At 76.1% G+C, this 22,131-nt stretch carries 22 protein-coding genes; 16 read left to right on the forward strand and 6 right to left on the reverse strand.

Features of this window, described 5'->3' with window-relative positions; all coding sequences use genetic code 11:
* The first annotated feature begins 24 nt into the window (after positions 1-24).
* The 7 genes from V5D56_RS03235 to V5D56_RS03265 all read left to right on the forward strand — a co-directional run bounded on the left by V5D56_RS03235 (position 25) and on the right by V5D56_RS03265 (position 5,190).
* Positions 25-948 carry a hypothetical protein gene (locus V5D56_RS03235; RefSeq protein ID WP_435737631.1) on the forward strand — a complete coding sequence of 308 codons (924 nt, stop codon included), beginning with the start codon at positions 25-27 and terminating at the stop codon, positions 946-948.
* Positions 932-1,450 (forward strand): phage holin family protein, encoded by a 519-nt coding sequence (locus V5D56_RS03240; RefSeq protein ID WP_435737632.1) that lies wholly within the window; start codon positions 932-934, stop codon positions 1,448-1,450. Before V5D56_RS03235 ends, V5D56_RS03240 begins: the two co-directional genes overlap by 17 nt.
* Complete coding sequence (locus V5D56_RS03245; protein WP_435737633.1) at positions 1,447-2,070, forward strand: DUF3618 domain-containing protein; 624 nt, start codon at positions 1,447-1,449, stop codon at positions 2,068-2,070. Before V5D56_RS03240 ends, V5D56_RS03245 begins: the two co-directional genes overlap by 4 nt.
* A gap of 168 nt (positions 2,071-2,238) precedes the next feature.
* The gene (locus V5D56_RS03250; protein ID WP_435737634.1) at positions 2,239-3,405 is read left to right on the forward strand and encodes an iron-containing redox enzyme family protein; all 1,167 of its coding nucleotides are present in this window, start codon (positions 2,239-2,241) and stop codon (positions 3,403-3,405) included.
* The gene (locus tag V5D56_RS03255; protein ID WP_435737635.1) at positions 3,392-4,402 is read left to right on the forward strand and encodes a glycosyltransferase; all 1,011 of its coding nucleotides are present in this window, start codon (positions 3,392-3,394) and stop codon (positions 4,400-4,402) included. Before V5D56_RS03250 ends, V5D56_RS03255 begins: the two co-directional genes overlap by 14 nt.
* The gene (locus V5D56_RS03260) at positions 4,399-4,614 is read left to right on the forward strand and encodes a CDGSH iron-sulfur domain-containing protein (protein WP_435737636.1); all 216 of its coding nucleotides are present in this window, start codon (positions 4,399-4,401) and stop codon (positions 4,612-4,614) included. The genes V5D56_RS03255 and V5D56_RS03260 overlap by 4 nt, the downstream gene beginning before the upstream one ends.
* 150 nt (positions 4,615-4,764) lie before the next feature.
* Positions 4,765-5,190, forward strand: a complete 426-nt coding sequence (locus tag V5D56_RS03265; protein ID WP_435737637.1) for an Hsp20/alpha crystallin family protein — start codon at positions 4,765-4,767, stop codon at positions 5,188-5,190.
* Positions 5,191-5,311: 121 nt separating this feature from the next.
* Here V5D56_RS03265 and V5D56_RS03270 read toward each other — a convergent pair whose 3' ends face one another.
* The gene (locus V5D56_RS03270) at positions 5,312-6,778 is read right to left on the reverse strand and encodes an aldehyde dehydrogenase family protein (protein WP_435737638.1); all 1,467 of its coding nucleotides are present in this window, start codon (positions 6,776-6,778) and stop codon (positions 5,312-5,314) included.
* A 185-nt stretch (positions 6,779-6,963) separates the two neighbouring features.
* On the opposite strand from V5D56_RS03270, the gene V5D56_RS03275 reads away from it, so the two are divergent.
* From V5D56_RS03275 to V5D56_RS03310, 8 genes are read left to right on the forward strand one after another with little or no spacing between them, the layout of a single operon-like run.
* Positions 6,964-8,634 carry a carbamoyltransferase family protein gene (locus V5D56_RS03275; RefSeq protein WP_435737639.1) on the forward strand — a complete coding sequence of 557 codons (1,671 nt, stop codon included), beginning with the start codon at positions 6,964-6,966 and terminating at the stop codon, positions 8,632-8,634.
* The gene (locus V5D56_RS03280) at positions 8,631-10,358 is read left to right on the forward strand and encodes an HAD-IIIA family hydrolase (protein WP_435737640.1); all 1,728 of its coding nucleotides are present in this window, start codon (positions 8,631-8,633) and stop codon (positions 10,356-10,358) included. Before V5D56_RS03275 ends, V5D56_RS03280 begins: the two co-directional genes overlap by 4 nt.
* Complete coding sequence (locus V5D56_RS03285; protein WP_435737641.1) at positions 10,355-11,626, forward strand: glycosyltransferase family 9 protein; 1,272 nt, start codon at positions 10,355-10,357, stop codon at positions 11,624-11,626. Before V5D56_RS03280 ends, V5D56_RS03285 begins: the two co-directional genes overlap by 4 nt.
* Complete coding sequence (locus tag V5D56_RS03290; protein WP_435737642.1) at positions 11,623-12,648, forward strand: glycosyltransferase; 1,026 nt, start codon at positions 11,623-11,625, stop codon at positions 12,646-12,648. Before V5D56_RS03285 ends, V5D56_RS03290 begins: the two co-directional genes overlap by 4 nt.
* Positions 12,645-13,934, forward strand: coding sequence for a glycosyltransferase (locus V5D56_RS03295; RefSeq protein WP_435737643.1), 1,290 nt, complete (start codon positions 12,645-12,647; stop codon positions 13,932-13,934). Before V5D56_RS03290 ends, V5D56_RS03295 begins: the two co-directional genes overlap by 4 nt.
* Positions 13,931-16,015, forward strand: a complete 2,085-nt coding sequence (locus tag V5D56_RS03300) for a PfkB family carbohydrate kinase (protein WP_435737644.1) — start codon at positions 13,931-13,933, stop codon at positions 16,013-16,015. The genes V5D56_RS03295 and V5D56_RS03300 overlap by 4 nt, the downstream gene beginning before the upstream one ends.
* Entirely contained in the window at positions 16,012-16,749 is a 738-nt protein-coding gene (locus tag V5D56_RS03305; RefSeq protein WP_435737645.1) for an SDR family oxidoreductase, read from the forward strand. The genes V5D56_RS03300 and V5D56_RS03305 overlap by 4 nt, the downstream gene beginning before the upstream one ends.
* Positions 16,740-17,894, forward strand: a complete 1,155-nt coding sequence (locus V5D56_RS03310) for a glycosyltransferase family 9 protein (RefSeq protein WP_435737646.1) — start codon at positions 16,740-16,742, stop codon at positions 17,892-17,894. Before V5D56_RS03305 ends, V5D56_RS03310 begins: the two co-directional genes overlap by 10 nt.
* 13 nt (positions 17,895-17,907) lie before the next feature.
* Here V5D56_RS03310 and V5D56_RS03315 read toward each other — a convergent pair whose 3' ends face one another.
* Together V5D56_RS03315 and V5D56_RS03320 are read right to left on the reverse strand one after the other, a co-directional pair.
* Positions 17,908-18,771, reverse strand: coding sequence for a haloalkane dehalogenase (locus V5D56_RS03315; RefSeq protein ID WP_435737647.1), 864 nt, complete (start codon positions 18,769-18,771; stop codon positions 17,908-17,910).
* Entirely contained in the window at positions 18,764-19,273 is a 510-nt protein-coding gene (locus V5D56_RS03320; protein ID WP_435737648.1) for a MarR family winged helix-turn-helix transcriptional regulator, read from the reverse strand. The genes V5D56_RS03315 and V5D56_RS03320 overlap by 8 nt, the downstream gene beginning before the upstream one ends.
* 107 nt (positions 19,274-19,380) lie before the next feature.
* Here V5D56_RS03320 and V5D56_RS03325 point away from each other — a divergent pair, with 107 nt between their 5' ends.
* A complete protein-coding gene (locus V5D56_RS03325; RefSeq protein WP_435737649.1) occupies positions 19,381-19,881 on the forward strand; it encodes a GNAT family N-acetyltransferase in 501 nt (166 codons plus the stop codon).
* On the opposite strand, the gene V5D56_RS03330 is transcribed toward V5D56_RS03325, so the two are convergent.
* From V5D56_RS03330 to V5D56_RS03340, 3 genes are all read right to left on the reverse strand, one after another.
* A complete protein-coding gene (locus V5D56_RS03330) occupies positions 19,838-20,920 on the reverse strand; it encodes an NAD-dependent epimerase/dehydratase family protein (RefSeq protein ID WP_435737650.1) in 1,083 nt (360 codons plus the stop codon). The two genes, V5D56_RS03325 and V5D56_RS03330, sit on opposite strands and share 44 nt — an antisense overlap.
* Positions 20,917-21,204 carry a hypothetical protein gene (locus V5D56_RS03335; RefSeq protein WP_435737651.1) on the reverse strand — a complete coding sequence of 96 codons (288 nt, stop codon included), beginning with the start codon at positions 21,202-21,204 and terminating at the stop codon, positions 20,917-20,919. Before V5D56_RS03335 ends, V5D56_RS03330 begins: the two co-directional genes overlap by 4 nt.
* A 103-nt stretch (positions 21,205-21,307) precedes the next feature.
* Complete coding sequence (locus V5D56_RS03340; protein ID WP_435737652.1) at positions 21,308-21,910, reverse strand: flavodoxin family protein; 603 nt, start codon at positions 21,908-21,910, stop codon at positions 21,308-21,310.
* Positions 21,911-22,131 lie beyond the last annotated feature (221 nt).

Below are 22,131 nucleotides of genomic sequence, written 5' to 3' on the forward strand. Positions count from 1 at the left end.
CGGGGACGACGACAGGAGTCCACCATGAGCGACACGCAGATTCCCTACGGCTCCGGACCCGGATCGCCGGGCTCCGCGACGACGGACGACGGCGGGGGCACGGGGGGCAAGCACGCGACCGGGATCAAGGACCGGGTCGGCGACGCGGCGTCCCACGCGGGCGACGCCGGACGTGAGGTCGCCGGGGACGCGAAGGAGAAGGCGCGCGACGTCGCGCACGAGGCGAAGGACCGTGCCCGCGGACTCGTCGAGCAGACGCGCGACGAGCTGAGCTCGCAGGCGTCCTCGCAGCAGCAGCGCCTCGCGGGCGGTCTGCGCACCCTGGGCGACGAGCTGCGGCAGATGGCCGACAACACGCAGGACCCCGGCTATGCGACCGACCTCGTCCAGCGCGCGGGCGACGCGACCGGTCGGGTCGCCGACTGGTTCGAGGACCGTGACCCCTCGTCGGTCCTGCGCGAGGTCGAGGACTTCGCGCGCCGGCGCCCCGGGATGTTCATCGCGATCGCAGCGGGTGCCGGCCTGATCGTCGGCCGACTCCTGCGGGGCGCGAAGGACGCAGGATCCGACGACGGCTCCGGCGGTGGCACCGAGTCGACCGGTTACGGGACCGGAGGCTACGGCGCCACGGGCGCGCCGACGGCCTACAGCAGCACGGGCTACGGCACCACGGGCTACGAGTCCGCGGGCTATGGCACCACGGGGGCCGGCTACTCGACCGGCACCGGCTCGGCCGCCGTCACGGGGTCGACGACGGGCGGCGTGGCGAGCGGAGACCCGCTCGCCGGGCGGACGGGCGCCTACGCCGACGACGACCCGCTCGTTCCGGACCCGGAGCGTCCGGGCGCCGTGGAGCCGACGCCGCCGCCGTCGTTCCCGCCGACGCCCACGGGCGGCGCCACGGGGACCTCCACGCTCGGGGGTGAGGCCGATGTCGAGCGCACCTGACCCCTTCGCCGCGGCGAACACGTCGCGGCACGCGGCCACCACGGGGCCGGACCTCGGGACCGGTGGCCCTGGCCTCGGCGCGGGCGCGGTCCCGGGCACGGAACCGCTCCGCACGCCCGAGCAGCAGAGCGTCGGCGAGCTGGTCGCCGAGGTGAGCCGCGACCTGTCCACGCTCATGCGGCAGGAGGTCGAGCTCGCCAAGGCCGAGGCCAAGCAGTCGGCGCAGCGCGCCGGGAAGGGCGCCGGCATGCTCGCCGGCGCGGGCGTGGCGGGGCACATGATCCTGCTGTTCCTGTCGATCGCCCTCTGGTGGGCGCTCGGTGCGGTCATGGGCCGCGGCTGGTCCGCGCTCGTCGTCGCGGTCCTGTGGGCCGTGGTCGCGGCGATCCTCGCCGCGATGGGTCGCAAGGAGCTGAAGACCGTCGAGGGCATGCCCGAGACCGCCGACACGATCAAGAAGATCCCCAACGCCGTCCGAGGACACGAGGAGAAGAACTCATGAGCACCAGCGACCCGGAGGAGATCCGCGCCGACATCGAGCGCACGCGCAGCGAGCTGAGCCGTGACGTCGACGCGCTGGGCGACAAGGTCAGCCCCGGCAACGTGGCGCGGCGTCAGGTCGACCGCGTGAGGTCGGGAGTCGGCTCCGTGAAGGACCGCGTCATGGGCAGCGCCCACGACACCGCGGACTCCGCGCGCGGCACGACGCACGACCTCGCTGACCGCGGTCGCGGAGCGGCCTCGTCCGTCGCGGACTCCGCGCGCGGCGCCGCGTCGTCGGTCGCCGACACCGCGCGCTCGGCGCCCCGGGCGGTCCGCGAGCAGACGCAGGGCAACCCGCTCGCGGTGGGCCTCGTGGCCTTCGGCCTCGGCCTCGTCGCGGCCTCGCTCATCCCGGCGAGCCGGGCGGAGCAGCGCGCGGCGTCGACCGTCAAGGAGAAGGCCGCGCCGCTCGTCGACGACGTGAGGTCGACAGCCACGGAGATGGTCGAGGACCTCAAGGAGCCGGCGAAGGAGAGCGCTCAGGCCGTCGCGGACTCCGCGAAGGACGCGGCCCGCTCGGTCGGCGAGCACGGGCGCGACGCCGCCCAGGACGTCCGCTCGCAGGTCAAGGAGGGCTGAGCACCGCGAAGGCCCGGGCGACGACGGTCGCCCGGGCCTTCGCGCGCCCGCGGCGGCCCGGTGACGTCCCGAGCGGCCCACGTCCCGGCGAGCGAGCAGCGCGCGCGGGGCACAGGATGACGGTGGTGTCGAGCAGGGGCGCCTCTCCCGCGACCCTGGAGCGCCTCGATGACCTCGACCCCGGTACGCACCGACGCCACCGCCGCTCTCGACGCCGCCGTGACCGACGCTGCGGCGCGCCTGCCCCTCCCGGCCTCGCGCGGCCCGGCGAGCGCCGCGCTGCTCGCCGCGCTCACGGCCGGCCCGCCGGACGGCCCGCCGGACGGCACGCCGGACGCGCGCCTCGAGGCGGTCCGGGCCGCCGTCGCCGACCGGCTCGCCCGCGCGGCGTCGGGCCGTGACGTGCTCGACGACGAGGACCTCCAGCTCACGCTCATGGTCCTTTACGAGCTGCACTACCGGGGCGTCGACGGCGTGGACGACGCGTGGGAGTGGGAGCCGTCGCTGCTCGCCGTGCGCGCGACGATCGAGCGGCCGTTCGAGGCGGCGGTGCGCGAGCGCGCCGGCAGCCCGGGCTGCCCGGGGACCGACGCCGCGACGGTGGCCCGGCGGCTCTTCGAGCTCGCCGCGCAGGACGACGGTCCAAGCCTGTCGCGCTACGTCGCCAAGCGCGCCGACGCCGAGCAGGTGCGCGAGCTGCTCGCGCTGAAGTCGCTCTACCAGCTCAAGGAGGCCGACCCGCACACGTGGGCGGTCCCGCGGCTCGCCGGCGCGCCGAAGGCGGCGCTCGTCGAGATCCAGGCGGACGAGTACGGCGGCGGACGGCCCGGCCGCATGCACGCCGAGCTGTTCGCGCGCACGATGCGCGGCGTCGGGCTGGACGACACCTACGGTCGCTACGTCGACGCGGTGCCCACCGTCGTCCTCGTCGCGCTCAACACGATGTCGCTGTTCGGCCTGCACCGTCGACTGCGGGGGGCGATCGTCGGGCACCTCGCGGCGTTCGAGATGACGTCGTCCGTGCCCAGCCGGCTGTACGGGAACGGGTTCCGGCGCCTCGGCCACGACGAGGGCACCACGTGGTATTTCGACGAGCACGTCGAGGCGGACGCGGTCCACGAGCAGATCGCGGCACGCGACCTCGCGGGCCGGCTCGTCGAGCAGGAGCCGGCGCTGTGCGACGACGTCCTCCTCGGCGCGGCGGCCTGCCTCGCCGTCGAGGGCGACGTCGCCGCGTACGCGCTGGAACGCTGGCAGGAGGGCCTGTCCGCGCTGCGCACGCCGCTCGCGACGGAGCCCCGACAGCCCCGGGAGGCCGTGCGTGCCCAGGGGTGACGCGGTGTACCTCCTCCCGATCCGGCGCTCCGCGGTGGACGAGGGCGAGCTCGCGGAGCTGTCCTCCTACCTGCTCCGCCTCGCGCCCGAGCTGCCGGTCGTCGTCGCCGACGGCTCGCCCCCGGACGTCCGGGCTCGGCACGCGGCATCGTGGGCAGGTTCGGCGCGGCTGGTGGCCGTCCCGCCGGCCCCGCCCGGCACCAACGGGAAGGTCGTCGGGGTCCTGGCCGGGCTCGCCGCGACCGCCCAGCCGCGCGTCGTCGTCGCGGACGACGACGTCCGGTGGGACGGCCCGTCGCTGGACCGCGCGCTCCGGCTGCTCGACGAGGTGGACCTGGTCGTGCCGCAGAACGTGTTCGACCCCGCTCCGTGGCACGCGCGCTGGGACACGGCCCGGTCGCTCGTCAACCGGGCGCTCGGCCACGACTACTCCGGCACGGTGGTGCTGCGGCGCGACGCGGTCGGCCCCGAGGGCTACGACGCCGGGGTGCTGTTCGAGAACCTGGAGCTCGAGCGCACCGTGGTCGCGCGCGGGGGACGCGTGGTGCACGCGCTCGACCTCGTGGTCCCCCGCCGCCCGCCGGACGCGCGCCGTTTCGCCGAGCAGCGGGTGCGCCAGGCCTACGACTCGCTCGCGCAGCCCGCGCGCCTCGCCGTCGAGCTCGCCGTGGCACCGGTGCTGGTCGGTGGCGTGCTCGTCGGCGTCGGCAGCCGGGGCCGCACCCGGTCCGCGGGGTGGGGCGCCGTCCTCATGCTGGTGACGGCCGCCGTCGTGCTCGCGGAGGCGGGCCGACGACGCGCGGGCGGGACGGCCGTCTTCTCCGCCACCGCCGCGCTGTGGGCGCCCGCATGGGTCGTCGAGCGCGCGCTGTGCGCGTGGCTCGCGCTCGGGTGGTGGGCGCTCGGCGGCGTCCCCTACTCGGGGACACGGCTGCGCCGCGCGGCGCACCCGGTCCGCGCACTCCGCCCGGCGGCTCCCGAGCGGGGTGCCTCGTGACGCGCCCCGAGCAGGACGACGTCACGGTCACCGCGTGCCCGGACGGGCCCCTGCTCGTGCGCGGCCCCGCGCGCCTCGTGGACGGCGACGGGCAGGAGATCGAGCGGAACCGGGCGACCGTCGCGCTGTGCCGGTGCGGCGGCACGGCGATCCCTCCGTGGTGCGACGGGACGCACAAGGTCAACGGGTACCGCAGCGGCGATCCCGCCTGACGAGCTCCCGAAAAACCCCGGCGACACCTCTTGGCACTCGGCACCCACGAGTGCTAATAGTGGTGCTGTAGCCAGGTGACGCCGGAGGGCCCGGCGCACTGATCGCGGTCGAGGTCGCGGTGCGCGGCCTCGTCGAGGAGGTGATGCGCGATGGCTACCTACTGGGACCCGTTCCAGGAGATGGACCGTCTGTTCGGTTCGCTCGCCCTGAGCTCGCGGAACGCCCCCGCGATGCCGATGGACCTGTTCCGCGAGGGTGACCACTACGTCCTCGCCGTGGACCTGCCCGGCATCGACCCCGGCAGCATCGACGTCTCGTGCGAGGACCGGACGCTGACGATCCGCGCCGAGCGGACGCCCCGTTCGGCCGAGGGCCAGTGGCTGCTGCGCGAGCGCTCGACCGGCACCGTCGCACGGCAGGTCACGCTGGGCCGCGGGCTCGCGCTCGACCAGATCGGCGCGTCGTACGCCGACGGCGTCCTGACCCTCACCATCCCGGTGTCGGAGGAGGCGAAGCCGCGCCGCATCGAGGTGAGCCACTCCGCCACCCCGACGGCGATCGAGGCCAGCAGCTGACGCCTCAGTCCGTCGAAGTCACCTGCCGAACCCCGGGTTACGCGGTCATCAGCCCGGTGAGAGCCGCACAACCCGGGGTTCGACACCCGGGGTTCGGCCGGGCCGGGCCGCCCGGCACGACTCAGGCGAGTCCTTCGAGGTGGATCGCCTTGCGGACGGTGAGCTCGTCGAGCAGGTCCGGCCCGTACCCGGCACCGCCGCCGCTCCCCCGGCGGGGGTCCGCGGACCCGCCCGGTGCGCCGCCGAACACGGCGTTGATCTTCACCGTCCCGACGTCGAGGGCGTCGGCCGCGCGCAGGGCGTGGTCGAGCGACGGCGTGAGCACGGTCGCCGCGAGCCCGTACGCCGACGCCGACGCCCGGCGCAGCCCTTCCTCGAAGTCCGCGACCCGCACGACCGGCACCACCGGGCCGAACGTCTCCTCGGTGAGGAGGGCGACGTCGTCGGGGCAGCGGTCGAGCACCGTGGGCGCGTAGAACGACCCGGGCCGGTCGAGCCGGTCGGCGCCGGTCACCACCTCGGCGCCCGCAGCGACCGCGCCGCGCACGTGCTCCTCGACGACGGCGAGCTGGTCCTCGTCGACGAGCGGCCCCATCGTCGTCGCGTCGTCGCCCGGGTCGCCGACGCGCAGGTCCTGCGCGATGCGCGCGAGCTCCGCGACGACGGCGTCCGCGACGTCCTCCACGACGTACGCGCGCTCGACCGCCGTGCAGAGCTGGCCCCCGTTGGTGAACGCGCCCGTCGCGATCTGCCGGGCCGCGAGCGCCGGGTCGACCCCGGCGTCCACCACGATCGGGTCCTTCCCGCCGTTCTCCAGCAGGACCTTCGCGCCGCGCGCCCCCGCGGTGGCGGCGATCCGGCGTCCCGCTGCCGTGGAGCCGACGTGCGCGACGAGCGCCACGTCGTCGTGCGCGACGATCGCCTCGCCCGTCGCACCGTCGCCGCTGACGACGCGCAGCACGTCGGCCGGCAGGGCGCTCGCCACGAGCTCCGCGAGCCGCACGCCCGGGGCGTCGCTGCGCTCCGACGGCTTGTGGACGACGACGTTGCCCGTGACCAGCGCCGCGGCGATCAGCCCCGCGGCGGCCGGGTACGGGTCGTTCCACGGCGTGATCACGGCGACGACGCCGCGCGGCTCGCGGCGCACGACGTCGAGCGCCGCCGGGTCCCCGGCGAGCACGCGGCCCGCGCGCCCCAGCCCGGCGACCGCCGCCTCCTCGAACAGCTCGGCGGCGACCTCGGCCGACGCGCGCGCCTCGTTCTCGAGGCGCCCGGTCGTCGCGCGCAGGAGCGCGCCGAGCTCGTCGGCGGCCTCGCGGACCGCGCGCGCGGCCTCGCGCAGCGCACCGGCTCTCTCGCCGGGGGGCGTCGCGCGCCACGCGGGCCACGCGGCGGCGGCGGCGCGCACCGCCGCGTCGACCTCGTCCGGCCCGGCGCACCGCACCGGCGTCCCCGGCCGCCCGGTCGTCGGGTCCGAGCGCTCGAGCCGCCGCGGGCCCGACGGCGCGGTGGTCGGCTCGTCGGTCCGCCCGGCGGTCGGCTGGTCGGCCGGTTCGGCGGCAGGACGGGCGGTCGAGGTCGTCGTCATGCGGTCCTCCAGAGGGAATGACACGAAGAGAAGTACCTGCGCGTGGAGAGTCGAGGTGCGAGAAGCGCTTCTCGGGGTGAGGGTGAAGTCGGATTGCAGCAGAGCCGATCCGTACGCGTCAGGCGGTCGCCCCGTTTCTCGAGGCATGCCCCGAGCCTGACCCGATCCCGGAAGGCTCGCCATCCATGCGCGTCCTCGGTGTCAACGCCCTGTTCCACGACCCGTCCGCCGCCCTCGTCGTCGACGGCCGCGTGGTCGCCGCCGCGGAGGAGGAACGCTTCTCGCGGCGCAAGCACGGCAAGCGGCCCGTGCCGTTCGCGGCGTGGGAGCTGCCCGAGAAGGCGATGGCCTGGTGCCTCGAGGCCGGCGGGCTGCGGCCGCAGGACCTCGACGCCGTCGCGTACTCGTTCGACCCGGCGCTCGCGAAGCCCGCCGAGGAGATGGGCCTGCCCGACCCGTGGGACTGGCTGCGCGTGCAGTACGCCGAGCGCGCGCCCCAGTTCATCGCGACGGCGCTGCCCGGCCTGTCCCCCGCGGCGGTCCGGTTCGTGCCCCACGAGGTGGCGCACGCGGCGTCGGCCGCTCTGGCCTCCCCCTTCCCGGTGGCGAGCGTCCTGTCGCTCGACGGTCGCGGCGAGCGCTCGTCGCACCTCGCGGGCCGCTACGACCACGGCCGCCTCGAGGTGCTCGCGAGCCAGGAGCTCCCCCACTCCCTCGGCCTGGTCTACGAGTCGCTCACCGAGCACCTCGGGTTCCTGCGGTCGAGCGACGAGTACAAGGTCATGGCGCTCGCGTCGTACGGCGAGCCGCGCTTCCTCGACGACCTGCGCGAGATCCTCTACGCCACCGACGACGGCGGGTTCGTCGCCGAGGCCCCGGACTGGACGCGCTGGGCGCCGCGCCGCGTCGACGACGGCACGTGGGGCACCGAGCACGGCGGCCTCGCGGAGCACGCCGACCTCGCGGCGTCGGTCCAGGCGCGGCTCGAGGAGGTGCTGGTCGACCTCGCGACGTGGCTGCACGGGCAGACCGGCGACCGCGTGCTCGCGATGGGCGGCGGCACGGCGCTGAACTGCGTCGCGAACTCGCGCATCTGGCGCGAGACGCCGTTCGAGGAGGTGTGGGTCCAGCCCGCCGCGGGCGACTCCGGCACCGCGCTCGGCGCGGCGATGCAGCTCGCCGCCGAGGCCGGCGACACGGTCGAGCCCATGGGGTCCGCCGCCCTGGGGCGGTCGTGGACCGACGACGAGCTCGCCGGCTGGCTGCGCACGGCGAAGGTGCCGTTCACGACGCCCGACGACCTGCCCGGCGAGGTCGCACAGGTCCTCGCCGACAACGGGGTCGTCGCGTGGTTCGACGGCCGCGCCGAGTTCGGGCCGCGCGCTCTCGGGCACCGCTCGCTCATCGCCAACCCGGGCCCGGTCGAGAACCTCGAGCGGCTCAACGACGTGAAGGGCCGCGAGCAGTTCCGCCCCGTCGCGCCGATGGTGCTGCTCGAGGACGCCGCGGAGATCTTCAGCGGCGGTCCGATCCCCAGCCCGTACATGCTCTTCGTCCACGAGGTCGCGCCGCAGTGGCGGGACCGCATCGCGACGGTCGTGCACGTGGACAACACCGCGCGGATCCAGACGATCGACGACTCCACGCCGCGCCTGCAGGCGATGATCCGCGCTTTCAAGCAGCGCACGGGGCTGCCGGTCGTCGTCAACACGAGCCTCAACACCGCGGGCCGCCCGATGGTCGACGACCCCCGCGACGCGCTCGAGCTCTTCGGGTCCGCACCGGTCGACCTGCTCGTGCTCGGCCCGCACCTCGTGCGGCGCGCCGACGTCTTCGCCACCGAGGAACGCTCGTGACGGCCCCCGACCTGTACGCCGTGGTCATCCCGTCGATCGGGCGCCCCTCGCTCCTGCGGCTGCTCGAGACGCTCGCCGCGCAGGCCGACTCCTCCCCCGGCGCGCCGCTGCCGGTCGAGGTGGTCGTCGCCGACGACCGTCGCCTCGTGACGCCCGTGTCGCGCGACGACGCGGGACGCGCACCCGCGTCCGAGCCGCTCGACCTCGGGGAGGTCGGCGCCGGGCTGGGCGCGCGGGTCGTCCGCACGGGTGGCCGTGGTCCCGCGGCGGCGCGCAACGCCGGGTGGCGCTCGACGTCGGCGCCGTGGGTCGTCTTCCTCGACGACGACGTCGAGCTGCCCGACGGGTGGGCGGGCCTCCTCGCCGCCGACCTCGCCGCCGCGGACGAGCGGACGGGTGGGGTCCAGGGTCGGCTGCACGTGCCGCTGCCGACGGACCGCCGTCCCACCGACTGGGAGCGCGGGACCGCGGGCCTGCAGGACGCGCTGTGGCCGACCGCCGACATGGCGTACCGGCGCGCGGCGCTCGAGCAGGTCGACGGGTTCGACGAGCGGTTCCCCCGCGCCTACCGCGAGGACGCCGACCTCGCGCTGCGCGTGCGCGACGCCGGCTGGGAGCTGACGCGCGGGACGCGCACCACGACGCACCCCGTGCGTCCGACCGACGACGGCGTGAGCCTGCGCGTGCAGGCCGGGACGCGCGACGACGCCACGATGCGCGCGCTGCACGGGCCCCGTTGGCGCGAGCGCGCCGAGACGGGCCGCGGCCGGCTGGCCTGGCACGTCGCGACGGTCGCGGCGGCGGGCGTCGGCGTCGTCGGGGTGCTGGCGCGCCGCCCGCGCGTCGCCGTGCTCGGCACCGTCGCCTGGGCCGGGCTCACGCTCGACTTCGCGCGGCGCCGCCTCGTGCCCGGGCCGCGCCCCGGCGACGACGTGTTCGGCACCGAGCTGCGCCGCATGGTCTGGACGAGCGCCGCGATCCCGTTCGCGGCCGTGCGTCACCGCGTGGCCGGGACGGTCGCGGCCCGGCGCGGCCTGGACCCCTGGCCGCCGCCCCTCGCCGCCGTGCTCTTCGACCGCGACGGCACCCTGGTCCACGACGTCCCCTACAACGGCGACCCGGACGCCGTCCGCCCGGTCGACGGCGCGCGCGAGGTCCTCGACGACCTCCGGTCGCGCGGCGTGCGCGTCGGCGTGGTCTCGAACCAGTCGGGCGTCGCGCGGGGCCTGCTCACTCGCGGCCAGGTCGACGCCGTGAACGCGCGCGTCGAGGAGCTTCTCGGCCCGTTCGACGCGTGGCAGGTGTGCCCGCACGGTCCCCACGATGCGTGCGCGTGCCGCAAGCCCGCGCCCGGGATGGTCCTCGCCGCCGCCGCGGAGCTCGGCGTGCCGCCGTGGCGCTGCGCGGTGGTCGGGGACATCGGGGCCGACGTCGCGGCCGCGCTCGCCGCCGGAGCCGTGCCGGTCCTCGTCCCGACGCCGGTCACGCGCCCCGAGGAGGTGGACGCCGCCCCGCGCGTCGCCCCCGACCTCGCCGCCGCGGTCAAGATGCTCGGCGACCGGCTCCCCGCCGCGTCGCACGAGGGCGCGTCGCACGAGGGCACGTCGCCTGAGGTCTCGTCGCCTGAGGGCGTGACGTCGAGATCGGCAGGATCGCCTCAGATCGGCAGCCCGCGAACGCCGATCTCGCGCCGACCTACCGGTCTCGGGGGGCACGGCTCATGAGCGCAGACGTGCTGGCCGTGCGCCTCGACAGCGACGGCGACGTCCTGCTCAGCGGCCCGGCGATCCGTGCTCTCGCGGCGGGTGCCGCGAGGACGGGCGGCCACGTCGACGTGCTCGCGTCGTCCGCCGGGCGCGCGGCCGCGCGCCTCCTGCCCGGCGTGCGGGACGTGCTGACGTTCGACGCGCCGTGGTCCGGGTACGCCCCGCCGCCGCTGGACCGCGCCGAGGTCCTCCGCCTCGTCGAGACGCTCGCCGCGCGCCGCTACGCCGCCGCGGTGGTCTTCACGTCCTTCCACCAGAGCCCTCTGCCCATGGCGCTGCTCGCCCGGCTCGCCGGGATCGGCCACGTCGCCGGGACGAGCGACGACTACCCCGGCTCGCTGCTCGACGTGCGGCACCGCCGCCCCGACGGTCTGCACGAGGTCGAGGCCGCCCTGGACCTCGCCCGGGCCGTCGGGTTCCCCGCCGACCCGGGCGACGACCGGCTGCGCGTGCGCGGGCCGCTGCCCGACGTGCGCCACCTCCTGCCCTTCCCGACCGAACCTGCCGGCGCGGACGGCGCGGACGGTGCGGACGGCGACGTGCCGTACGTCGTCGTGCACCCCGGTGCGTCGGTGCCCGCTCGTGCCCCGGCGCCCGACCACGCGCGCGCGATCGTCGCGGCGCTGGTCGAGCGGGGACACCGCGTCGTCGTCACCGGCGGCCCGGGCGAGACCGCGCTCGCCGCGCACGTCGCCGACGGACCCGTCGCCGGACCTTTCGCGGGACCTGTCACCGGACACGGCGCCGGGCCTGTCGCCGGACACGGTGCCGCACGCGTCGTCGACCTCTCCGGCCGGACGGACCTCCCCGGCCTCGCGGCGGTGCTCGCGGGAGCGCGGTGCGTCGTCGTGGGCAACACCGGTCCCGCGCACCTCGCCGCAGCGGTCGGGACGCCGGTCGTGTCGCTCTTCGCGCCCGTCGTGCCCGCGGACCGCTGGGCACCGTGGGGCGTGCCGACGGCGGTGCTCGGCGACCAGTCCGCCGCGTGCCGCGGATCGCGCGCCCGCGAGTGCCCCCTCCCGGGGCACCCGTGCCTGACCGGCATCGACCCGCAGGACGTCGTCGACGCCGTCGAGCGGCTCGCCCGCCCACCGGCCCTGGCGACCAGTCGATCCCACCCGTCGCACCAGCCCGGCCCGACCCAGCCCCGCCCGACCCAGCCCCACCCGACCGACGCGCCGTCCGCTCGCGGGCCGGCGCCCGAGACCGCGGAGGTGGTCGCATGAGGATCCTCGTCTGGCACGTGCACGGCTCGTGGGCCACGGCCTTCGTCGCCGGCGCGCACGAGTACGTCGTCCCCGTCGTCCCGGGTCGCGGTCCCGAAGGTCGCGGTCGCGCGGAGACGTGGGACTGGCCCGCGTCAGTGCGGGAGGCGACCCCCGAGCAGCTCGCCGCCCTCGCGGCCGACGGCGGGCTCGACGTCGTCGTGCTGCAGCGACCCGAGGAGGTCGAGCTGCTGCGGCGCTGGACCGGGCTCGTCCCCGGCCGGGACGTCCCCGCCGTCTACGTCGAGCACAACGCGCCGACCGGGCACGCCGCCTCGACGCGCCACCCGCTCGCCGACCTCGACGTCGTCGAGGAGGGGCTCGTCCCGATCGTCCACGTCACGGCGTTCAACCAGCTCATGTGGGACACGGGCGACGCGCGCACGCTCGTCGTCGACCACGGCATCCCGGACCCCGGCCACCGGTACACGGGCGAGCGCGCGAGCGTCGGCGTCGTCGTCAACGAGCCGGTACGGCGCTGGCGCGTCGCGGGCACGGACGTCGTCGTCGAGCTCGGACGCCACGTGCCGCTCGACGTGTACGGCATGGGTGTCGGCAAGCTCGCGGAGCACCTGACCGAGCCCGTCACGGCCCCCGCTCCGTCAGGCACCGGACCTCACCTCGCGCACGGCCTGCACGACGACGTCCCGCAGGCCGCGATGCACGCGCGCCTCGCGACGTCGCGCGCCTACCTGCACCCCTACCGCTGGACGAGCCTCGGCCTGTCGCTCCTCGAGGCGATGGCCCTCGGGATGCCCGTCCTCGCGCTGCCGACCACCGAGGCACCCGTCGCGGTGCCGCCCACCGCCGGGACGCTCAGCTCCCACCCCGACGAGCTCGTCGCCACCGCGCGCCGCTGGCTCGCCGACCCGGACGAGGCGCGCGAGCGCGGCACCGCCGCGCGCGCCCACGTCCTCGAGCACTACTCCCACGCCACGTTCCTGCACCGCTGGGACACGGTCCTCCAGGAGGTGACCTCATGAAGATCGCCATGATCTCCGAGCACGCCAGCCCGCTCGCCGCCCTCGGCGGCGTCGACGCCGGTGGCCAGAACGTCCACGTCGCGTCGCTCGCGACGCGGCTCGGCGCGCAGGGGCACGACGTGGAGGTCTACACCCGCCGCGACGACGTCGCGCTGCCCGAGCGGGTGCCCCTCGCGCCGCGCGTCGAGGTCGTCCACGTGGACGCGGGTCCCCCGGTCCCCGTGCCCAAGGACGAGCTGCTCCCCCACATGGACGCGTTCGGCGCCGACCTGCTGCGGCGGTGGATCGCGCCGGGTGCGACACCGGACGTCGTGCACGCCCACTTCTGGATGTCCGGGATCGCGGGTCTGCTGTCCGCACCGCCCCTCGGCGTCCCGCTCGTGCAGACGTTCCACGCGCTGGGCTCCGTGAAGAGACGCCACCAGGGAGCGCGCGACACGAGCCCGCGCGAGCGCGTGGCGCGCGAGCGCCTGCTGTGCCGCGGCGTGGACCGCATCGTCGCGACGTGCAGCGACGAGGTCGCCGAGCTCGTCGCTCTCGGCGCCGACCCGGAACGTGTGGACGTCGTGCCGTGCGGCGTCGACATCGGGCGCTTCCGGCCGGACCCGGGACGGTCCGCGCACCTGCATCGCGAACCGGGGACGCTGCGGCTCCTGTCGATCGGTCGCCTCGTCGAGCGCAAGGGCGTCGACACGGTGATCGAGGCGCTGCCGGAGCTGCCGGGCGCGGAGCTCGTCGTCGCGGGCGGTCCCCCGGCCGACCACCTCGAGGACGACGAGGAGGCCCGCCGCCTCGTGAAGCTCGCGGACACGCTGGGCGTGCTGGACCGCGTGACGCTGGTCGGCAGCGTGACCCAGGACGACGTCCGCGGGCTCATGCACGCGGCAGACGTCGTGGTGTGCGACCCCTGGTACGAGCCGTTCGGCATCGTGCCGCTCGAGGCCGCGGCGTGCGGCCGCCCGGTGGTGGGGGCCGCCGTCGGCGGTCTGCTGGACTCGGTCGTCGACGGCCGCACGGGACTCCTCGTGCCGCCGCGCGACCCGGGCGCGCTGGCCGCGGCGCTGCGCCGGATCGCCGACGACCCGGCGCTCGGCGAACGGCTCGGGTCGGCGGCGCGGGTCCGCGCGGAAGGCCTGTACGGCTGGACGACCGTCGCGGCGCGCACGCTGGAGTCGTACGAGCGCGTCGTCGCCGAGGGCCCGAGGTCGGCGGCCCGGGGAGCGGCGCCGAGCGCGCTCGCGCCGGCATCCGCCGCCGCGCCCGCGCGGGCGGTGAGCGCCCGATGACCGCGGCCGAGCGCTGGCTGCGCGCGCACGCCGACGACCTGCACCAGGGCCTCGACCTGCTGCTCGCCGAGGCGCACCGCATCGACGCGTGGGGCGAGCACCTCGCCGACGTCGTGCTCGGCGGGGGCCGCCTGCTCGTCGCGGGCAACGGGGGCAGCGCCGCGGAGGCGCAGCACCTCACGGCGGAGCTCGTCGGACGGTTCGAGGGCGAGCGCGTGCCGCTCTCCGCGATCAGCCTGCACGCCGAGACGTCGAGCCTCACCGCGATCGTCAACGACTACGGGATCGGCGAAATGTACGCGCGGCAGGTCGCCGCGCACGGCCGGCCGGGCGACGTCCTGCTCCTGCTGTCCACGTCGGGCAACAGCGAGAACGTCGTCGCGGCCGCCCACCGAGGGCGCGACCTCGGCCTCACGACGTGGGCGCTCACGGGTCCGAGCCCGTGCGGGCTCTCCGCCGCGTGCGACGACACGCTGGCGATGCAGGGCGCCTCGACGTCGTCGGTGCAGGAGCTGCACCTCGTCGTCGCGCACGCGTTGTGCGCCGCGCTCGACGCGCACGTGCGGCAGCGCGAGGCCACGGGTGCCCGCGAGCCCGTCCCCGAGCCGGCGCCCGTCGCCGTGCGGGACGACAGCCCGCGCGTCGTCGTCGTGGGCGACGTGCTGCTCGACCGCGACGTCGACGGCCAGGTGACGCGCTTCTCCCCCGACGGGCCCGTGCCCGTCGTCGACACCCTCGGGGTCCGGCGCAGCCCGGGCGGGGCGGGACTCACCGCGCTCCTCGCGGCCGACGGCGCGCGCGTGCGCCTCGTCGCGCCGCTCGCCGACGACGACGCCGGCACGGACCTGCGCGGGCTCCTGCGCCGGCACGTCGAGGTCGTGGCCGTCCCGCAGGAGGGCACGACGCGCCGCAAGACGCGTGTGCGGTCGGCCGGGCAGACGGTCGTCCGCGTCGACGACGGCGGCCCCGCCCGCCCGGTCGACGTCCCCGCCGCGCGGGTCCGCGCTGCGCTCGCCGACGCCGACGTCGTGCTCGTCTCGGACTACGGCGCGGGCACCACGCACGACGGTCCTGTGCGCGACCTGCTCGCCGAGGCGGCGGCGTCGACGCCGGTCGTGTGGGACCCGCACCCGCGCGGCGGGCGGCCCGTGCCCGGTGCCGCGCTCGTCACGCCGAACCTCGCCGAGGCGCTCGACGCCGCGGACTCGCTGGGGGTCGAGGCGTCCCCCGACGACCTCGGCGGCCTCGCGCAGTCGCTCGCGCGCGCCTGGGAGGTCGGCGCGGTGTGCGTCACCGCCGGGGACCGCGGCGCGTTCGTCGCGCGGCCGACCGGCGAGCCGGCGTACGTCCCCGCGACGGCCGTCGCGGGCGACCCGTGCGGCGCGGGCGACCGCTTCGCGTCGACCGTCGCCACCGAGCTCGCGCGCGGCACCGGGCTCGTCGACGCCGTGGCACGCGGCGTCGACGTCGCGTCCACGTGGGTCGCCACGGGCGGTGCGGAGGGCTACCGGCGGCGCACGGAGGCGTCGGCGCAGGTCGGCGTCGCCCCCAGGAGCGGGCCGTCCGGCGCCGCGCCGACGCCCCAGCAGGTCGGAGAGCGCCTGCGCGCGCTCGGCGGCACGGTCGTCGCGACCGGCGGGTGCTTCGACATCCTGCACGCGGGGCACGTCGCGACGCTCGAGGCCGCGGCCCGGCTCGGCGACCACCTCGTCGTCCTGCTCAACGGCGATGCGTCCGTGCGGCGGCTCAAGGGTCCCGAGCGCCCCGTCGTCGCGCAGGCCGACCGGGCGCGGGTCCTCGCCGCGCTCGACTGCGTGTCCGCCGTCGTCGTCTTCGACGAGGACGACCCGCGCGCCGCGCTCGACGCCCTGCGGCCGGACGTGTGGGCCAAGGGCGGCGACTACACCGAGAAGACGCTGCCCGAGGCCGAGGTCGTGCGCCGTCACGGCGGACGCGTCGTCGTCCTGCCCTACGTCGCCGGCCGCTCCACGACCTCCATCCTCGAGCGGTCCGGGCGCTACGCGCCCTCGACGGCCGACTCCCCGACCCCCCTCCCGACCCCGAAGGAGACCACCGCATGACCTCCCCCACGACGTTCCAGCAGCCCGCCGACTCACCGCTCCCCGTGCCCCGCGAGGTCGGCACCGTCTACGTCACGGGCGGGGCGAGCGGCCTCGGTGCGGCGCTCGTCGAGGCCGTGACCGCGGCCGGCGGCAAGCCCGTCGTGCTCGACCGCGTCGCCCCGGCGAACGGTGGTCCGCACGCGATCGTGGACCTCTCGGACTCCGCCGCGGCTGCCGCAGCCGTCGAGCGGCTCGCCGTCGAGGTGGGCCCGCCCGACGCCGTCGTCACCGCCGCCGGGACCGACGCGTGCGGGCGTCTCGACGAGATCGACGTCGAGACGTGGGAGCGCGTCGTGCGCGTCAACCTCTTCGGGACCGTCGCCGTCGTGCGTGCCGCGCTGCCGTACCTCGAGGAGCGGCGCGGCACCGTCGTGACGGTCGCCTCGACGCTCGCCCTCAAGGGCGTCTCGGACGCGACCGCCTACTGCGCGTCGAAGTTCGCGGTCCGCGGCTTCTCGCAGGCGCTCGCCGCCGAGCTCGCGGGACGGGTCGGCGTGACGTGCCTCGTGCCGGGCGGCATGCGCACCGCGTTCTTCGACGGCCGCACCGAGCAGTACAAGCCCGGACCCGACGCGGACCTCAACGACCCGCGCGCGACGGCCGCCGCCGTCGTCACCGCGCTGCGCCAGCCCGTGGGCTGCGAGATCCGCGAGATGCTGGTGATGGCCTCCGGCGAGACGTCGTGGCCGTGACGGGGGGCGCGGACGAGCTGCCCGACGACGCGGTGTCCGCCGAGGGCCTGCCCGGGACCGACGGGGCGAGCGAGCTCGCGCCCGACCTGCCGTCGGTCGTCGACGGCGCGGACGAGGGCACGGTCCTCGTGCTGCGTGCGCTCGGGCTCGGCGACGCGGTGACGGCGATCCCCGCGCTGCGAGGGATCCGGCGCGCGTGGCCGGGACGGCGCGTGCTCCTCGCCGCGCCGCCCGAGGTCGGCTCGTGGCTCGAGGGTCTCGGGCTCGTCGACGGGGTCGTGCCGACGCGGGGCCTCGAGCCCCTGCGCTGGGTCGACGAGGCCGAGACCGTGACCGGTCTGCCCGCAGCGGGGCACGTGGCGGTGAACCTCCACGGCAGCGGGCCGGAGAGCCACCGCGTGCTGCTCGCGACGGAGCCCGACCGGCTCGTGGCGTTCGCGTCGCGCGAGGCCGGGGTCGACGGACCGGTGTGGGACCCCGACGAGCACGAGGTGGACCGCTGGTGCCGGCTCGTCACCTCCGCCGGGGGCGACTGCGCGCGTGAGGACCTGCGGCTCGAGCCGCCTGCGCCCCGCGACGCGCACGTCGTCGTGCACCCGGGCGCCGCGTCCCGGTCGAGGCGCTGGCCCGCCGACCGGTTCGCCGCGGTGGTGCGACACCTCGCGGACGCGGGTCACGACGTCGTCGTCACGGGCAGCGCGGACGAGCGCGAGCTGTGCGAGCGGGTCGTCGCGGAGGCGACGAGCACGGACGCGACCGACGATCGGGCGCGAGCTCCGCGCGGTGCCATCGACCATGCGGCGGGCCTGCTCGACCTGCCCGCGCTCGCCGACGTCGTCGCGACCGCGCTGCTCGTCGTGAGCGGGGACACGGGGGTCGCGCACCTCGCGACGGCGTACGGGATCCCGTCCGTCGTGCTGTTCGGCCCCACGCCGCCCTCGCTGTGGGGGCCGGCGGTCGAGCCGGGACGGCACGTCGTGCTCTGGCACGGCGAGGACCTCCTCCCGGCCGCCGACGGCGAGCCCGCGCCCTACCGCGGCGACCCGCACGGCGACGACGTCGACCCGGCGCTCGACCGCGTGACCGTCGAGGAGGTGACGGCCGCGGCCGACACGCTGCTCGCGGACGAACGGGCCAGCCGCTGACGAGCCGGCGCGATCAGCGCAGGGCGTGTCGGTCCAGCCAGCCTCCGATCGCCCGGCCGATCTCGACGGGCCTGTCCTCGGTCGCGTGGTGGCCTGCCGCACCGAGGTGCTCGACCTCGAGCGCGGCGATGTTCTCGCGCGCCCACGCGACCGCCGGCTCGTCGACCAGCAGGGTCGGGGAGCCGGCGAAGGCGAGCAGGAGCTTCGGCACGTCGGAGGAGTCCCTCATCCAGGCTCCTGCCTGCTCGAGCCGTGCGACGAGCTCCGGGGGCGGCGCACCGAGCTGGCGCGCCCAGGCCAGCAGCGGGCGTCTGCTCTCCCGCGTGGGGTACGGCGCGAGGAATGCCGCGAGGTCCTCCGCGGAGACCGGGTCCAGCACGCCGCCCGTGTAGGCCTGGCGGACCGCGGTGTCCTGGTCCAGGAACATCACCTCGCCCTGCGGCGACGCCACGAGCTCGCGTCGCGCACGAGCCTGTGGCGACAGGTGCTCGGCCCGCACCGGCCGGAGCACGGCCTCGAGGAGCACGGCTCCTCGGACCCGGTCGGGGAACCGGGCCGCGCGGTCGATCGCCAGCGCTCCACCCCAGTCGTGACCGACGAGGACCGCCGGCTCGTCCCCCAGCACGGCGTCGAACCAGGCGTCGAGGTAGCGCGCGTGGTCGGCGAACGTGTACGCGAGGTCCGGCTTGCCGGACGCCCCCATGCCGATGAGGTCCGGCGCCAGCAGCCGGCCGTGCCCGACGGCAGGCAGCACCCGGCGCCAGGTGTACGACGACGACGGGTTGCCGTGGAGGAACACGACCGGCACCGCGCCGGAGGTGCCGGACGAGGACTCCGTGACGTGCAGGGTCGAGCCGAGGACGTGGACGTCAGGCATCAGTGGCTCCTGGGTCGAGGGGCGTGTCGGGTGGTGTGTCGAGGGGGGCGTCGAGCAGTGCGGCGAGCATGGTGACGAGCTCGGCGCTGCGCGGGCTGTCGCGGCCGCCGAGCGGCGCGAGGAGCTGGTCGAGCAGCGCCTGGACGGTGCGCATCGCCGGGTGGACGACGGCCAGACCGTGGTCCGTCAGCTCCAGGCGGACCACGCGCGTGTCCTGGCCGTCGCGGGTGCGGGCCACCAGTCCGTCGGCCTCCAGCGTCCGGACGAGCCGCGAGACGTACATGGGCTCGAGGCCCGACGTCTCGGCGAGGGCACGCTGGCTCGGCGCGGCCGGATCTCCTCCCGACGGGGTGGCACCGCGCATCGCGAACAGCGTGGTGAGCACGACGTACGTGGCGTGCGTCAGGCCGTGGGGTGCCACGGCGCGGTCGACGGCGGTGCGCCACCGGGTCGACAGGCGCCAGACGAGCGCGCCGGCCCGGGCGCCGGGCGGGATGGGCATGCGACGACGCTAGACCCATTTAGTAAACATGACAAGCATCTGCCTCTCGGCGCATGCCTGGGCTCGTGCTCCGACGCGGAGCCGGCCCCGGTAGGTAGTCTCCTGCGGTGACCCAGGACGACGTGACGCTCCGCCCGTACACAGCCGACGACGCCACCGCGACGCTGCGGATCTTCGAGCGGGCCGTCACCGAGACGGCCCGCTCGCGCTACTCCGAGGCGCAGGTCCTGGCGTGGCTGGGCGGCCCGCGGGACGAGACGGCGTGGCACGAGCGGCGCGCGGGTGCGCGGACCGTCGTGGCCGTCGTCGACGGCGAGGTCGCCGGGTTCACGGACCTGCGCGACGACGGCTACGTCGACATGCTCTTCGTCTCGCCCGACCACGGGCGCCGCGGGATCGGCGCGCGCCTCCTCGAGCACGTGGTCGAGGAGGCAGTCCGCGACGGCGTCGCGGCGCTGAGCACCCACGCGAGCAAGGTCGCGCGGCCGGTGTTCGAGCGCGCCGGGTTCGTGGTCGTGGAGCGCGAGACGGTGCACCGCGGCGACGTCACGCTCGACCGCTACGTCATGCGGCGGGTCCTCCCGCACGCACCGCAGCCTCCCCGCTGACCGACCCGAACGCCGCGGCGCCCACGACCGCAGCGCCTTCGCGGTCGGTGTCGTCGGGCGCGTCCGGCCGGTCCTGCGGACGCGAGCGGAACCACTCGACCGTGCGCGCGAGGCCGTCGGGCCACGAGGTGCGCGCCACCCACCCGAGCTCGCGCTCCGCGAGCGTGGTGTCGGGACGCCGTCGGCGCGGGTCGTCCTCGGGGAGCTCGACGCGCACGATCCCGGCGTCGCACCCGGTCGCGGCGAGGACGTCCTGCGCGACCCGCTCCACCGTGAGCTCGGTGCGGTTGCCGAGGTTCATCGGGCCGGTGTGGCCGCTCGCCGCGAAGGCGAGCAGACCCTCGACGAGGTCGTCGACGTAGCAGACGGACCGCGTCTGCGAGCCGTCTCCCGCCACGGTGAGCGGCTCGCCCGCGAGCGCCTGCCGCACGAACGTCGGGATCATCCGTCCGTCGTGGCCGCGCATGCGCGGGCCGTAGGTGTTGAAGATGCGGACGATGCCGGCGTCGACGCCGCGGCTGCGACGGTAGGCCGTCGTGATGGCTTCGGCGAACCGCTTGGACTCGTCGTACACGCTGCGCGGTCCGACGGGGTTCACATGACCCCAGTAGTCCTCGCGCTGCGGGTGGACCTCGGGGTCTCCGTACACCTCGGACGTCGACGCGAGGACGAACCGGGCTCCGGCGCGCTCCGCGAGCTCCAGGGCGTTCCGCGTCCCGGCCGACCCGACGAGCAGTGTCTCGACCGGCAGCCGCAGGTAGTCGGCGGGCGAGGCGGGGGACGCGAGATGCAGGACCAGGTCCACCCGGTCCGGCTCCGGGACGTCGAGGCCGGCGGACACGTCGGCCACCACGAGGTCGAACCGGGGGTCGTCGCGCAGGGCGGCGACGTTGCGCTCGTGGCCGGTCGACAGGTCGTCGACGCACACGACCTCGACGCCGCTCGCGACCAGCGCCTCGCACACGTGGCTGCCGACGAACCCCGCACCTCCGGTCACCACGGCCCGCCGCACGGGCCGCGGCGTCGTCGGGGCGCTCACCGGCGCACGAGCTTGAAGAAGGTGCTCCCGCCGCCCCCGGAGCGTTGCGCCTGGTAGAGGAAGGCGAGCCCCTCGTCGTCGAACTTCGCGAACCAGTCGTCCCACGAGACGTGCTCCAGCTCCTCCTCGCCGGCCCCGCCGGGGAAGTCGACGCGCAGGACACCCAGCTCGTCGCTCCCGCTCTCGGTGCCGCGGACGTTCGCGGGCGTCCCGCCGTTCTCCTCGACCCACGCGCGGATCTCGTCGTGGTCGGTCGTGGTCCTGGTCTCCGACTTCTCGGCCATGGTCGCTCCTCACGGAAGGGACGACGGGCTCGCTGCTGGACCCGGCCCTTTCACGCTGGCACGGGCCGCGAGCGCTTGCACGCGGAGCACCGGTTCTCCCGGGTCAGCCCTGCGGCGGGACGGGACGCTCGGCGAGCGCCGTCGCGACGGCGTGCAGGTTGTGCGCCATGAGCTGGCCGGTCGAGCGGGCCCACTCGTGCCCGTGACCGGTCTGCACGTAGTCGGGACCGGGCCCGGGGCCCTGGTTCCAGTAGGTCCACGACTGCCCCGGGATCGTGTACCCGATGTCGACGAGCGCCCCGCTGATCTCGGAGATGACGTGGTGGGCACCGTCCTCGTTGCCCGTCACCACGACCCCTGCGACGCGGCTGTACGCGACGGGCGTCCCGTCGTCGGTGGTCTCCGAGATCATCGCGTCCATGCGCTCGATCATGCGCTGCGCGATCGACGACGGCCGGCCGACCCAGGTCGGCGTCACGACGACGAGGATCTCGGAGTCGAGCAGCTTCTCGTGGACCTGCGGCCACTCGTCGCCCTCGCCGAGGTCCGTGACGACGCCGGGCGGTATCGCGTGGTCGACGAGCCGCACGTGCTCGACGGTGACGCCCCGGTCCTGCAGCGCCTCGGCCACGACCCGCGCGAGGGCCTCGGTGTTGGACGGCTCCGGCGACTTCTTGAGGGTGCAGCTGACGAACAGGGCCTTCACGAGGGCCACCTCCGGACGTGCTCGGTCACGTCGTGGGCGCGCTGCTCGACCCTCCCGACACGGTAGCCACGGGCGTCGGTGCTTGCACCGGCAGGCGCCCGCAGGCACCCGGTGCACGAGGAACGGCACCGACGTCCGTGCCGCCGTCGAGGGCCCCGCCGCGCGCTGCGAGGTCGTCCCGGTGTGGGAGGGTGGAAGTCTGCGGGGAAGTGGTCGAGGGA

Origin of the sequence: Cellulosimicrobium sp. PMB13, from assembly GCF_051294865.1 — a bacterium.
GTDB lineage: Bacteria > Actinomycetota > Actinomycetes > Actinomycetales > Cellulomonadaceae > Cellulosimicrobium.

What these genes read in the sequence shown, in the direction of transcription:
- V5D56_RS03320 (WP_435737648.1), bottom strand. Translation starts at nt 19,273, where the DNA reads ATGCCCATCCCGCCCGGCGCCCGGGCCGGCGCGCTCGTCTGGCGCCTG.
- V5D56_RS03300 (WP_435737644.1), top strand. Translation starts at nt 13,931, where the DNA reads ATGACCGCGGCCGAGCGCTGGCTGCGCGCGCACGCCGACGACCTGCAC.
- V5D56_RS03285 (WP_435737641.1), top strand. Translation starts at nt 10,355, where the DNA reads ATGAGCGCAGACGTGCTGGCCGTGCGCCTCGACAGCGACGGCGACGTC.
- V5D56_RS03270 (WP_435737638.1), bottom strand. Translation starts at nt 6,778, where the DNA reads ATGACGACGACCTCGACCGCCCGTCCTGCCGCCGAACCGGCCGACCAG.
- V5D56_RS03245 (WP_435737633.1), top strand. Translation starts at nt 1,447, where the DNA reads ATGAGCACCAGCGACCCGGAGGAGATCCGCGCCGACATCGAGCGCACG.
- V5D56_RS03315 (WP_435737647.1), bottom strand. Translation starts at nt 18,771, where the DNA reads ATGCCTGACGTCCACGTCCTCGGCTCGACCCTGCACGTCACGGAGTCC.
- V5D56_RS03250 (WP_435737634.1), top strand. Translation starts at nt 2,239, where the DNA reads ATGACCTCGACCCCGGTACGCACCGACGCCACCGCCGCTCTCGACGCC.
- V5D56_RS03305 (WP_435737645.1), top strand. Translation starts at nt 16,012, where the DNA reads ATGACCTCCCCCACGACGTTCCAGCAGCCCGCCGACTCACCGCTCCCC.
- V5D56_RS03290 (WP_435737642.1), top strand. Translation starts at nt 11,623, where the DNA reads ATGAGGATCCTCGTCTGGCACGTGCACGGCTCGTGGGCCACGGCCTTC.
- V5D56_RS03265 (WP_435737637.1), top strand. Translation starts at nt 4,765, where the DNA reads ATGGCTACCTACTGGGACCCGTTCCAGGAGATGGACCGTCTGTTCGGT.
- V5D56_RS03235 (WP_435737631.1), top strand. Translation starts at nt 25, where the DNA reads ATGAGCGACACGCAGATTCCCTACGGCTCCGGACCCGGATCGCCGGGC.
- V5D56_RS03240 (WP_435737632.1), top strand. Translation starts at nt 932, where the DNA reads ATGTCGAGCGCACCTGACCCCTTCGCCGCGGCGAACACGTCGCGGCAC.
- V5D56_RS03275 (WP_435737639.1), top strand. Translation starts at nt 6,964, where the DNA reads ATGCGCGTCCTCGGTGTCAACGCCCTGTTCCACGACCCGTCCGCCGCC.
- V5D56_RS03335 (WP_435737651.1), bottom strand. Translation starts at nt 21,204, where the DNA reads ATGGCCGAGAAGTCGGAGACCAGGACCACGACCGACCACGACGAGATC.
- V5D56_RS03295 (WP_435737643.1), top strand. Translation starts at nt 12,645, where the DNA reads ATGAAGATCGCCATGATCTCCGAGCACGCCAGCCCGCTCGCCGCCCTC.